Below are 12233 nucleotides of genomic sequence, written 5' to 3'. Positions count from 1 at the left end.
GGTGGGCGGGGGCGCTGAACCCCTCAAGCCGAGATTCGCCCGAATCTGCCATAGCACCGTTGTGAAGTGCCTAGGCGCTGCAAGGATGCCGGGTATTCCTGACCTACAGACGCAATGCTGTACGAGGGGGGTGTTGTTTAAAAAGTATTCCCACATTCCCACACCCCCCACACCCTATATAGGGTTGTGTGGGGTTTGTGGTATCGGATTTGTCGATTTACCACAAACCACAAATTGCCGCTTGTGGGAGCGTGTGGGATTTGTGGGAGATTAGGTTAAAGATCATCCCCCTCGTGCACAGTCAGATCATCAAACGGCTCATCCCCGTCATCGATAGCAGGCTTCGGGTAGTACGTTTTGGACAGCCTGTACAAACCGTCAGTACCCTTTTCGATAAAGTTTTTGTTCTTCAGGCCTGTGATTGCTCTGCGGACGACATCGCGGCGCTTATCCTTCGGGCCGTCACCTCTTGGCAAAGCATCAACCCCCAACCGGACAAACTCAGATTCCTTGAGTGCCGTGTGCTCTTTAATGATCTTGTATACTGCCTCAAGATTCACCCCCCTAGGCACTCGTTCCTCGCGCACTGTGGCTGGAACTGAATCAAGGAACGCAACAACACAACTAGATTCGACCTCTCCGTCATCATCTAGGCCAAGGTCAACTTGCTGCAACATGAAGGCGAATTTTTCCCCCTGCACACCGTTTTTGATTTTCGCGGCCTCGATTAGCCTTGTTTTGCCATCCTTATCTTGGGTGATGCAGAACAGAGCATCAACGCCCCCCCTCGAACCTGACCAGCCCCGTGGGCCTGCCGCCTGATTCTTGCCCGAATGGTGAATCAGTAGAACGACGCTGCCTGTCTCCATGGCTATGCGTTGCGCGCTACTGATAAGCATGCCCATGCCTTGGCTGGTGTTCTCGTCGCCCCCCGGCATCACGGATGCGAGGGTGTCCACGATGATTAGGTCTGCCTGTCTAATGCCCTTGATAAGCGCCAACACGTGGTTGTCATCAAGCAAGTTTGGAGCCTGACAAATAACAGTGAACTGTCTGTCTAGATCGCTTTCCCGAATTCCTGCATTTTTCAGGTAGGCGTGATACCGCAGTTCAACCCCAGCGGCGTCTTCGGCGGCTACGAATACGACCTTGCCCTGTGCTACTTTGCGCCCGCACCAGGTAGGAACCCCTCGTGCAATAGCCATAGCCATGTCAATGGCAACGAAGGTTTTCCCCGCAGTGCTGTCACCGTAGATCATCGATATACCAAGTCTTGGCAGTAGGCGTTTGATTAGCCATCGATAGGGCGGCTTCGATCCGTACTCCCCAATAAGCTGCGGGGTCATCGCGGCTACAAGTGCGTCAATATCGGTATGGCGCTTGCGGGGGTTTTCCCATCCGTTCTCTTGGGCACGCCCAAATACATACGCAACGGTCACACCTCCTGGCGTGTCCTTTCCGCTTCGCCAAGCGCTTTTAAAGTCGTCCTCATTGAATTGATCGGGCTCGGTCTTTGACCATTCCTCAGCAATATCCCTGGCGCAATCCCATCCGGTCGTCTTGATGGCGAAAAGGGTTTTCACCCATTCCTCGTAGGCACAGTCGGCCGGAATTGCTTTTAGTGCTGATTTCAGCCTGTCGATTTCCTCGGGAGTCTCGGGGGAATTGTTGTCGGTATTCGCTAAAAAATCGTCATCGTCGGTAGCCTTTGCATCCCCCCTCGAACCGGCCATACGTTCAAGTCGGTGGCGTAACTCGGATTCAAGTGTGGGCAACCTGCCGTCAAAATCATCATCGCCGAAAGTGTTTTTGAGCACATGCCCAGTGACGGTTACATATCCCTTCTTGGTGAATATCTCGAGGGGTTTCCCCTGTAAGTGTTCGGCCTCGCCTTTGTAAAATGCCCGGATACCCTTTTGGCTTGGGGAAAACTCAGCATATGTCAGGTCAACAAGTTGCGACACATCGCCAGCAATGTCTCCTGATTCAACGACGTTATCAAAGTCGAGCGCAACGAGTCCAAGACTCGAGCTAATCGCAATCCCGATACCGGCGTAGTCCTTGTTGGAGTTGAATGCTGCAATCGCTTCGTCAAACGTTCCAAGGTTGTCGGCGTCACTTGGGTCATCCGCCGAGGCTCGCGGCTTTCCCGTCGTTGGGTAGTAGGGCGGCTTATGAAGTTTCCCGTTCCCTTTCGGCTTTCCCCACCCCCATACAACCCAACGCCGATGAGTCTTTAACTCAGCAGGAATGTTGGCAGGATGAAAGTTTTCACGGCATTCCTTAGTTAGCTGTCGGCGTCTCTCGACTGGCGCGGTAGTCACGGACTTAGTGGTAGTCATATTTCCCCCGTGATGGCGTCCATGAGGCTTGCAGGCTGTCGATATGGTCCGGCGAAGGGTGTGCGAGGGGTGTTGTCGATTGCGCCGCAGTTCGCCCGCGTGGGTTATATGTCTGTGTCCAGGCGTGCAACATCAGCCCCCCGGATCCATGCACGGGCTCTAGCATTGTCAATAACCGCTTCTTGCCGACCCAAAGCCGAACCGTCAGGCCGTCTAAGACGGACTGTCGTACTCTTCGGGCGGCTCCCTCGACGTTACCTGAGCCGGTCAGTTTCTCCAGCCACGAGGCGAGGGGCGTCACACCAATGTAGGACAAGCCCGAAGTATCATGCCCGTTGGGGGAAGAGTTTTGTGGGTCGGTAAACTGTGCACGCGTTGCCCCGCCTGGCTGGCGGCCTGTACCATCGGCGTGTGTGTATTTGATTCGGTGCTGCTTTTTGGAGTGGTACCGTTTTTTTTTGTTCACGGTCATCCCCTCACATGTCAGCCGGGACAGGAATTTTCAGGGACTCTGCAAATTTCAGGATGGAATCGCGGGTAATGGCACTGCGGCGAGCGCCCAACTTCACAAGCTGCAAATGCCCTTGCTTGACGAGGCGATAGAGGGAGCTGCGGGATGTGCCTAGAAGGTGAACGGCTTCGTTGACGGGGTAGGCAAGTCGCTTGCCTTGGGTATTCGTGGTCATGGTGGCTCTCCTAATAGGAATAGCTCACCTGCCATATGAATTCGGTATGAATGCAGTTGACTAGCAGGTGAACTAACTAAATAAATCCTGAACTCAGGAACATTTAATTAATTCACACCTGCTCAGCCCTATGCTGGTTCAACGTGTTGCTAGAGAACCGTTTACCCTACCGCGCTGGAACGTGGTGTGACACGTAGGGAGTTATGCGATTTCCATATCTCGATACTTAAAAATATCGAGCGATTCAAGTCACGCTGCATTAGTTTCAGACGCACTCTGCTGAAACCACGGGTGACTTGTTCAATACGGGTAGGAATGTACCCCCACTGTCCATGACGGGTCAAGTGATTGAATTTAAAGAATAATTACTGACTCGGTTAAACCGTGCCACCAATTAGGCTAAGTCGTTCTGCCAGCACAGAAATTTCATTATTCATGTGGTCGGCCATCCCGCCCAACAACACGAGCGTGTTACCGATTGCCGCTGGTACATCCTCAATGGCGGTATCAAGTGTCGGCTTGAATCCGGCCAACTGCGCCGCGATTGCTTGTAGCCTGTTGGCGATTGCCTCAACTTCTGGGTGTTGTGACAGCTTGCTAGAATGATTGTCAGCCATGATGTAATCGTTGTTTACGTTATGGTTATGGTTATGGTTATGGTTAGGGTGGGGGAGGGGTGGCAGCCCCTTCCTTGCCCGGTTTGCCTGATGCCGTTAGGCTGCGGTTCTCTTTATCGGTACTACGTTGCTCCCCTCGTTCACGTTCCAGGCGTCAAGCATGTCAGCCCATTGCTGCATCATCGTTGCCCGGTCATCCATGTGTTTGGCATGGTTGTAAGTGCTGCGGACCTTGTTCGGTTCCTCGTGTGCAAGTTGGCGCTCAATCCAGTCAGACGAAAAACCCATCTCGTTCAGGCGTGTGCTGCCGGTTGTCCGTGTGGCGTGTGGGCTGTACCTTCCTGCCCAGTTCAGCACCTTGAGCATTTGCCGAAATGACGCCACGTCCATGGACTTTTCCTTGTCATCACGTCCAGGGAAAACGTGGACATGCCGCCCGGTAATGCCGTGGATGCCCTGCAGTAATTCAACGGCCTGTGTCGGGAGGGGTAGTACGTGTTCCTTGCGCTTCTTCATCCTGCCCGAGGGGATGGACCATATCCCGGCGTCCAGGTCGAATTCAGACCACTCAGCGTCCACCGCCTCACTTGGTCGGCAAAGGGTTAGCCACATTAGGTTGAATGCCGCCATCGTTTCGTGCCTTCCGCCATGGCCGCCAACGTCCCGCAGCAGTTGACCTATTTCGTCGGAAGAAAGGGGGCGCTTGTGTTGGGTCTTGTTCTTTGGAATGGCGTTTCTGACAGGATGAACCGGGTCGGCCTCTGTGCGTAGGGTCGAGATCGCTAACTCGAATACCTTGGACATGGTGCGCTTGGCCTCGGCTGCTACGGTCAGTCCGTTTTTCTTTGCTGAGGTGTTGAGTACGTCCAGGATATGCGCGGGGGTGATCCCTCGCACCGGCAGTAGGCCAATCTTGGGGAAGACAACACGGGTGAGCATATTCAGCCGCTTGGCCTTAGTGATTTCCGCCCAATCCCGAAGGGCTAACCATTCACGGGCTACCGCTTCAAAGGTCGTGGCGTTTTCCTGTTCCAGCTTGATGCGTTCCAGTTGGCGACTTTGGGCTGGGTTAATCCCTTGCTTGACCAATGCGCGGGCCTTGATACGTTCGTCCCGTGCTTCTGCCAGCGTGAACCGCCGCCCAGCCTTCCTCGCCTTCGTTTCTTCGGCACTCTCCCCGGCAGGCGCAATGCAGTATTCGCCTATAGCGAACATGCTCTCCCTAGTGGTATCGCCCTCCCGAAGCTCAAAGCGATACCGCCATGCCTTCACCCCGTTAGGTTTTACTTCGAGGTGAAGCCCTTTGCCATCGGATAGCTTGTAGGGCTTGTCCTTAGGCTTGGCAGCGCGGCACTGGGTATCGTTAAGCATGGTGCGGTTCTCCGGGTTTTTGGTCGTACCCGGTATTTTCGTACCCGGTCAAAACCTCATACCCGGTAGCGTACCCGGTTTCATTTGAGCCGACAATGGACAGCGCGACACATCCAGAAACGACAAACCCCGCATTTAGCGGGGCTTATCAAGGGTTTGCATGTGTCTGGATGTGTCGGGGAATAGCAGTTCTGATTTACACGTTAAAACGGAAATGCATCACATCGCCGTCTTTGACAATGTATTCCTTACCTTCCAGACGCCATTTACCCGCTTCTTTCGCGCCGGCTTCGCCCTTGAACTGGATGAAGTCGTTGTACGCGATAACTTCGGCGCGGATGAAGCCTTTTTCGAAGTCGGTGTGGATCACGCCTGCGGCTTGTGGGCCAGTGGCGCCAACACGAACGGTCCATGCACGCACTTCTTCAACGCCAGCGGTGAAGTAGGTCTGCAGGTGCAGCATCTCGTAACCGGCGCGGATAACGCGGTTCAGGCCTGGCTCTTCAAGGCCCAGGGCTTCGAGGAACATGTCTTTCTCTTCGCCGTCATCAAGCTCGGCAATTTCTGCTTCGATCTTGTTGCAGACCGGAACCACGATCGCGCCTTCTTCTTCGGCGATGGCGCGAACCACGTCGAGATGCGGGTTGTTTTCGAAACCGTCTTCGGCAACGTTAGCGATGTACATGACCGGTTTGGTGGTCAACAAATGGAAGCCACGAACGGCTGCCTTTTCATCGGCACTCATGTTCTTCATCAGGCTGCGCGCTGGCTTGCCTTCGGAGAAGTGAGCGATAAGTTGTTCCAACAGGCCTTTTTGAACGACCGCGTCCTTGTCACCACCTTTGGCGTTACGCGCAACTTTCTGCAGTTGCTTTTCGCAGCTGTCGAGGTCGGCGAAGATCAATTCAAGGTCGATGATTTCGATGTCGCGTTTCGGGTCGACGCTGTTGGAGACGTGAATCACGTTCTCGTCTTCGAAGCAGCGGACCACGTGAGCGATGGCATCGGTTTCGCGGATGTTGGCGAGGAACTTGTTGCCCAGACCTTCACCTTTCGAGGCGCCTGCCACGAGGCCGGCGATGTCGACGAACTCCATGGTGGTCGGCAAGATACGCTTTGGTTTGACGATGGCTGCCAAGGCGTCTAGACGCGCATCAGGCATCGGCACGATACCGGTGTTCGGTTCGATGGTGCAGAAGGGAAAGTTCTCTGCCGCAATACCAGACTTGGTCAGGGCGTTGAACAGGGTGGACTTGCCGACGTTAGGTAGGCCGACGATGCCGCAATTGAATCCCATGATGTTTCCCCTCGGAGTTAGTCAGGCCTTCTGGCTGTGCAGGTTTTTCATCGCGCGGTTCCATTCACCGGCGAAGATATCCGGCAGCACGCCGAGGGCAAAATCGATACTGGCGTCCAGTTTTTCCTGTTCGGCGCGAGGCGCTCGACCCAGGACAAAGCCGGAGACCTTGCTGGCATCACCCGGGTGGCCAATGCCAAGCCGCAGACGGTGAAATGTATTCTGATTGCCAAGTTGCGCAATGATGTCGCGCAGCCCGTTATGACCGCCATGGCCGCCGCCTTGCTTGAGCTTGGCAACGCCGGGTGGCAGATCAAGTTCATCATGCGCCACCAGTATGGCGTCTACCGGGATGCGATAGAAACCGGCAAGCGCCGCGACGGATTGACCGCTGCGGTTCATGAACGTGGTGGGAATCAGCAGACGAACGTCCTGACCGAGGTGGCTGAAGCGACCGGTCAGGCCAAAAAATTTGCGCTCAGCGACAAGATTGATGCCTTGTGCCGCAGCGATACGCTCAACAAAAAAAGCCCCCGCGTTATGCCGGGTCTGTTCGTATTCGGCGCCTGGATTTCCCAGGCCAACGATCAGTTGTATGGCAGTCACGACAGGGGCTCTTCCTTGGACGACGTTACCAAGTAATTACTCGGCTGCGTCTTCAGTAGGTGCTACACGTGGAGCGTGAACGTTGGCTACTGCCAGGTCGTTACCGTGCGCCAGTGCTACGAACTCAACACCTTTAGGTGCTTTCAGGTCTGACAAGTGAACAATCACGCCAACTTCGGCATCAGCCAAGTCAACTTCGATGAACTCAGGCAGATCTTTCGGCAGGCAGGTCACTTCAACTTCAGAAATAACGTGCGAGATTTCGCCGCCTTTCTTGATCGGTGCTTCTTCATTGATGAAGTGCACAGGTACGTGAGCGGTCAGTTTCTGACCAGCGATTACACGTACGAAGTCAGCGTGCAGCACGTGGCCTTTAGCTGGGTGACGTTGCAGTGCCTTGATAACGACGTTCTGCTTGTTGCCGCCAACGTTCAGTTCGATAACGTGGCTGAAAGCAGCTTCGTTTTCGAGCAGTTTGGCAACTTCTTTAGCGGTCATGCTGATGGATTCAGGGGCGTTTTTGCCACCGTAAACTACAGCTGGAACCAGGCTAGCGAGACGACGAAGGCGGCGGCTCGCACCTTTCCCCAAGTCAGTACGCAGTTCAGCATTCAGAGTAAATTCATTCATGGTGTTTCTCCAAAATAACCACATTCGCCCAGCGTTTGCGACCGGCGCTAAGGCGATATGGGCAAAAAAGCCCCGCCCCAACAAAAGGTTGGGGCGGGGCGCTTTTCGACAACGAGATGCAGCGTAGGGCGGAGCCCTTAGCGGAACATCGCGCTGATCGATTCTTCGTTGCTGATGCGGCGAACCGCCTCGGCGACTACCGGTGCAATATCCAACTGGCGGATACGTGAACAGGCTTGTGCAGCAGCGGACAACGGGATGGTGTTAGTCACCACCAGTTCGTCCAGCATGGAATTTTCAATGTTCTCGATAGCCCGACCCGACAGCACAGGATGTGTGCAGTAGGCAAAGACCTTGGAAGCGCCATGCTCTTTCAGGGCCTTGGCCGCGTGGCACAAAGTGCCGGCGGTATCGACCATGTCATCGACCAGAATACAGGTACGCCCTTCAACATCGCCGATGATATGCATCACTTCAGAGTGATTAGCTTTCTCACGACGCTTGTCGATGATCCCGAGATCGACGCCCAAGGATTTGGCAACAGCACGTGCACGCACGACGCCGCCAATGTCCGGGGAAACGATCATCAAGTTTTCGAAGCGTTGGTCTTCAATGTCATCCACCAAAACTGGGGAGCCGTAGATGTTATCTACCGGAATATCGAAGAAGCCCTGAATCTGGTCAGCATGCAGATCGACCGTGAGAACACGATCGATCCCGACCACGGTAAGCATGTCAGCAACGACTTTCGCGCTGATAGCTACACGTGCGGAACGCGGACGGCGATCCTGACGGGCATAACCAAAGTATGGGATTACCGCAGTGATACGAGAAGCAGAGGAGCGGCGGAAGGCATCAGCCATCACTACCAGTTCCATCAGGTTATCGTTCGTTGGGGCACAAGTTGGCTGGATAATGAAGACGTCTTTACCGCGGACGTTTTCGTTAATCTCAGCGCTGATTTCGCCATCGGAAAATTTACCGACGGAGATATCACCTAGTGGGATATGTAGCTGACGTACTACACGTCGAGCTAGATCGGGGTTGGCGTTCCCCGTAAAGACCATCATCTTGGACACGCGCACTACCTGCCGGCTGAGGGTATACCTGGATGAGTATAGAAAATGGCAGGGGCGGCTGGATTCGAACCAACGCATGGCAGGATCAAAACCTGCTGCCTTACCGCTTGGCGACGCCCCTGTAATTGATTCACCTGAGTGCCGAGCACTCAGTTCTTAGAACAGCTCTTGCAGCTTGCGATGCAACATCGAAACGTTGCTTCCCTTTGCTACAAACCCTGTAAGGGTCTCTGTAAGAAGGGCCGAGACTTTATCAGCTTCAGCTTTGTTTGGGAAGGCCCCAAACACACAACTTCCAGTTCCGGTTAATTTTGCTTCGGCAAAATTGCCTAACAAATTCAAAGCGTTACGAACAGCTGGGTAACGCCTCTCTACAACCGGTTGACAGTCATTACGACTGTTTCCCTCGAGAACGGGGCGCACTTTAATGGGAGGAGTGTCACGTGTCAACAGCGGATCTGAAAAAATTTCTGCTGTACTTACAGATACTTGCGGTACAAGCACCAGATACCAAGGCTCTTCGGGGTTTACAGGGGTTAATATTTCTCCGACGCCTTCAGCAAAAGCAGCGTGTCCACGGACGAAAACCGGCACGTCAGCGCCTAAAGTCAGGCCTAGAGCGGCTAGGCGGTCTTCGTCCCAGGCCAGTTTCCAAAGATGATTAAGCCCCCATAAAGTTGTCGCTGCATCGGAGCTTCCGCCGCCAATACCACCGCCCATGGGTAAACGTTTTTCCAACCAGATATCTACACCGAGGCTACAGCCGGACTGTTTTTGCAGTGCGCGGGCGGCCTTGACGATCAAATTACTGTCGTGGGGGACATCGGCGATCTCGGTCTGAAGGCGTATTTCTCCGTCATCGCGCAGTGCAAAGCTGAGTTCATCGCCGTAATCGAGAAATTGAAACAGCGTCTGCAGCTCGTGATAGCCGTCAGCGCGGCGCCCAAGAATATGCAGCATTAAGTTGAGCTTGGCGGGCGCCGGCAGCGTCAAACGGTCAGCAGCCATGGTTATTGCCCCAATTTGCGTGGTTGCCAGTCCTTGATCACCAGCGTGACGTCGAGGTCTTGCCCGTGCAGTTTGATGCGGTCTGGCAGCCAATAGCCGTTTTGCTCCGAATAACTCAGGTATTCGATCTGCCAGTTGTCTTGCTCCAGGCTGGCAAGGCGGCTATCGCCATCGAGGGTCAACTTGCTTTTGCTGTCGGGGGCGGGGAGGCCGCGCACCCACCAGACCAAATGCGAGACCGGCAACTTCCAACCTAACTGCGCCTGCAGCAGGTCTTCGGGGTTGGCAGCTTCGAAGCGGCCCTGATTGGCAACTTCCAGTGTCACAGCGCCGGGGCGACCGGTCAGGCGCGCTGCGCCGCGTCCCAGAGGGCCTGAGAGGCGAATATCGTAGTAGTCCTGTCGTTGCAGCCAGAACAGCGTGCCGCTACCCGAGTCTTTAGGTGCACGAATGCCCACTTTGCCGCTGATTTGCCAGCCATCGAGGCTGCTCAGTTGGGTTTTGTGGTCGCGCCATTGCGCGGCGTTGCCTTGGCCCTGCACGGCTTCGCGGTTATTAAAACCGGCGCAACCGGCGAGCAGGGCGATTAAGCTGAAAACGATAACGTGGCGCAAAAACATAAATTTAAAGAGTCTCGGATCCGGTCAGGCGCCGCAGAGTGCTGCGCAGAATTGGGCTGTCTGGTTGCTGTTCAAGGGCTTTGCTCCAAACTTTGCGGGCTTCGCGTTGGTTGCCCTTGGCCCACAATACTTCGCCCAGGTGAGCGGCGACTTCGTGGTCAGGGAAGCGTGCCAGCGCCAAGCGCAGCAAGCGTTCAGCCTCGTCAAGGTTGCCCAAGCGGTAATTCACCCAGCCAAGGCTGTCGAGAACCGCAGGGTCTTCCGGGTTCAGAAGGTGCGCTCGTTCGATCAGCTCTTTGGCTTCGGCATAACGCGTCGTACGGTCTGAGAGCGTGTAACCCAAGGCGTTCAGCGCCATGGCGTTGTCGGGTTCACGCTTGAGGATTGCGCGCAGATCTTTTTCCATCTGCACCAGATCGTTGCGTTTCTCCGCCAACATTGCTCGGGTGTAAAGCAGGTTCAGGTCATCAGGGTATTGCTTCAGCGCCTGCTCCAGAACTTGCCAGGCACGATCCACCTGTTTGTTGTTTTCCAGCGTCTCGGCTTCGATCAAATACAGCTGAATAGCGTAATCAGGCTGTGTATCACGGGCCGAGGCCAGAAGCTTAGAGGCTTCGGCGGTACGGCCATGGCTCATCAGAATGTCGGCCTGACGCAGCTGCGCAGGCAAATAGTCGTTGCCGGGGCCGACCTGAGAATATTCAGCGAGGGCCTTGTCCGGATCGCCGCGTTCTTCAGCCACTCGACCGAGGTTCAAGTGCGCCGAATCTACGTGGCTGCCGCGAGCGATCAGGTCATCCAGATAACCGACCGCTTCGTCCCAGGCTTTGGCCTCAAGGCAAACCAGCGCTAACGAATAACGCAGTTCGTCGTCGTCCGGAAATTGCTGAACCAGGCTGGAAAACTCAACCTTGGCGTCGTCCATGCGGTTCTGTTCAACCAACATCCGCGCATAAGTCAGGCGCAGGCGTTTGTCGTCAGGGTATTTTTTGATGCTTTTTTCCAGGATCGGCATCGCTTCCTTGCCACGGTCCATCCCTTGCAGGATACGGGCGCGCAGCAGGATTGGAGCGACCTCGCCGTCATTCGGCGGGTTATCTTCCAGCAAGGTCAAAGCCCCTTTGGCATCGCCATTTTGCTGGAGTAACAGGGCTTTTCCGAAGATGAGCTGGCCATTCTTCGGGTATTTCGTGAGCAGACGATCGAAGCTTTTCAGCAGGCCGTTGCGGGTATCCGCATCGGTTTCTGCGGCAGACAATGCCAGGAAGTCAAAATGTGTGTCGCCCTGACCCTGCAGCACTTTTTCCATGTACACCATGGACTCGTCATAGCGACCGGAACGTGCCAGTTGGATCGCTGCGGCGCGCTGAGCTTCCAGGTTGGTCGGGTCGTTTTTCGCCCAGATCAGCGAGGTATCGAGTGCTGCCTGATCGGCGCCCAAGTACTCGGCAATACGGAATGCTCGCTCGGAAATCCCCGGGTCCTGAGTGTTCACGGCCTGGGTGACGTAGTTATCCAGTGCAATGTCGAAGCGGTTGCGCTGGCCAGCCAGCTCCGCCGTTAACAGACTGACAACCGTGTCTTGAGAGAATGAGCTATAGACCTGCGGTTTGGCGGCAGGCGCGGGTGTCGTGTCTACTGCTGGAGCGGTAGCTCCAGGAGAAACGGGAGCCAGAGCCTGGCAGCCGTTCAAAAAGACAAAGGCGAGAAATAACGCGGAGGATCTATTCATATATAGGGGAAGGACGACTTACCTGCGGTCAGATCATCATGACACAAGCCTTGGAGCAAACCCACAGCCCGTGCGAAAACTACTCAGCCCAGCGTTGCTGTGGGTAAAAATACCCCACGCAACGGGTCTCAAATGAGTAGCGCTATTAGGACAATAGTTTGCGGTGGTTGTTCTGAATCAGGCGAAGTAGGACAATTGCCGGCTTCACGTCACCATCAGCGACCTTGAATGGCCTTCCTTGCACT

11 protein-coding genes and 1 tRNA gene are annotated in these 12233 nt (G+C 54.9%); all 12 read right to left on the bottom strand.

The genetic code is table 11. The annotated features are described in order from the left end of the window. Positions 1-275 precede the first annotated feature (275 nt). Positions 276-2342 carry an AAA family ATPase gene (locus tag M0974_RS19370; RefSeq protein ID WP_297840334.1) on the bottom strand — a complete coding sequence of 689 codons (2067 nt, stop codon included), beginning with the start codon at positions 2340-2342 and terminating at the stop codon, positions 276-278. Positions 2343-2818: 476 nt separating this feature from the next. Continuing rightward, complete coding sequence (locus M0974_RS19365; RefSeq protein ID WP_297840332.1) at positions 2819-3028, bottom strand: helix-turn-helix domain-containing protein; 210 nt, start codon at positions 3026-3028, stop codon at positions 2819-2821. 377 nt (positions 3029-3405) lie between these two features. Then, a complete protein-coding gene (locus M0974_RS19360) occupies positions 3406-3645 on the bottom strand; it encodes a hypothetical protein (protein ID WP_297840330.1) in 240 nt (79 codons plus the stop codon). A 96-nt stretch (positions 3646-3741) separates the two neighbouring features. Continuing rightward, on the bottom strand, positions 3742-5016 hold the full coding sequence (locus tag M0974_RS19355; RefSeq protein ID WP_297840327.1) for a tyrosine-type recombinase/integrase: 1275 nt from the start codon (positions 5014-5016) through the stop codon (positions 3742-3744). Between the two features lie 196 nt (positions 5017-5212). Then, entirely contained in the window at positions 5213-6313 is a 1101-nt protein-coding gene (gene ychF / locus M0974_RS19350) for a redox-regulated ATPase YchF (RefSeq protein WP_297840324.1), read from the bottom strand. 21 nt (positions 6314-6334) lie between these two features. Then, the gene (pth, locus tag M0974_RS19345; RefSeq protein WP_297840321.1) at positions 6335-6919 is read right to left on the bottom strand and encodes an aminoacyl-tRNA hydrolase; all 585 of its coding nucleotides are present in this window, start codon (positions 6917-6919) and stop codon (positions 6335-6337) included. Between the two features lie 36 nt (positions 6920-6955). Next, a complete protein-coding gene (locus tag M0974_RS19340) occupies positions 6956-7549 on the bottom strand; it encodes a 50S ribosomal protein L25/general stress protein Ctc (protein ID WP_297840319.1) in 594 nt (197 codons plus the stop codon). Positions 7550-7686: 137 nt separating this feature from the next. Then, entirely contained in the window at positions 7687-8628 is a 942-nt protein-coding gene (locus M0974_RS19335) for a ribose-phosphate pyrophosphokinase (RefSeq protein ID WP_297840316.1), read from the bottom strand. Positions 8629-8674: 46 nt separating this feature from the next. Continuing rightward, positions 8675-8749 (bottom strand) — tRNA-Gln (locus tag M0974_RS19330). Positions 8750-8784: 35 nt separating this feature from the next. Then, positions 8785-9636: a 4-(cytidine 5'-diphospho)-2-C-methyl-D-erythritol kinase gene (gene ispE, locus M0974_RS19325; RefSeq protein WP_297840313.1), complete on the bottom strand. Its 852-nt coding sequence runs from the start codon at positions 9634-9636 to the stop codon at positions 8785-8787. A gap of 2 nt (positions 9637-9638) precedes the next feature. Then, positions 9639-10256 (bottom strand): lipoprotein insertase outer membrane protein LolB, encoded by a 618-nt coding sequence (gene lolB / locus M0974_RS19320; protein WP_297840310.1) that lies wholly within the window; start codon positions 10254-10256, stop codon positions 9639-9641. Positions 10257-10260: 4 nt separating this feature from the next. Next, positions 10261-11988 carry a tetratricopeptide repeat protein gene (locus M0974_RS19315; protein WP_297840308.1) on the bottom strand — a complete coding sequence of 576 codons (1728 nt, stop codon included), beginning with the start codon at positions 11986-11988 and terminating at the stop codon, positions 10261-10263. Positions 11989-12233 lie beyond the last annotated feature (245 nt).

The sequence above is a fragment of the Pseudomonas sp. genome (genome assembly GCF_026224925.1).
In the GTDB taxonomy this organism is placed as follows: domain Bacteria; phylum Pseudomonadota; class Gammaproteobacteria; order Pseudomonadales; family Pseudomonadaceae; genus Aquipseudomonas.
Note: the sequence above shows the minus strand (reverse complement) of the source record. Positions and strands in the feature narration are given on the sequence as shown.

Bases quoted from the DNA above. Each gene is read 5' to 3' on its own strand.
- M0974_RS19370 (WP_297840334.1), bottom strand. From the start codon at position 2,342: ATGACTACCACTAAGTCCGTGACTACCGCGCCAGTCGAGAGACGCCGA.
- M0974_RS19365 (WP_297840332.1), bottom strand. From the start codon at position 3,028: ATGACCACGAATACCCAAGGCAAGCGACTTGCCTACCCCGTCAACGAA.
- M0974_RS19360 (WP_297840330.1), bottom strand. From the start codon at position 3,645: ATGGCTGACAATCATTCTAGCAAGCTGTCACAACACCCAGAAGTTGAG.
- M0974_RS19355 (WP_297840327.1), bottom strand. From the start codon at position 5,016: ATGCTTAACGATACCCAGTGCCGCGCTGCCAAGCCTAAGGACAAGCCC.
- ychF (WP_297840324.1), bottom strand. From the start codon at position 6,313: ATGGGATTCAATTGCGGCATCGTCGGCCTACCTAACGTCGGCAAGTCC.
- M0974_RS19340 (WP_297840319.1), bottom strand. From the start codon at position 7,549: ATGAATGAATTTACTCTGAATGCTGAACTGCGTACTGACTTGGGGAAA.
- ispE (WP_297840313.1), bottom strand. From the start codon at position 9,636: ATGGCTGCTGACCGTTTGACGCTGCCGGCGCCCGCCAAGCTCAACTTA.
- lolB (WP_297840310.1), bottom strand. From the start codon at position 10,256: ATGTTTTTGCGCCACGTTATCGTTTTCAGCTTAATCGCCCTGCTCGCC.
- M0974_RS19315 (WP_297840308.1), bottom strand. From the start codon at position 11,988: ATGAATAGATCCTCCGCGTTATTTCTCGCCTTTGTCTTTTTGAACGGC.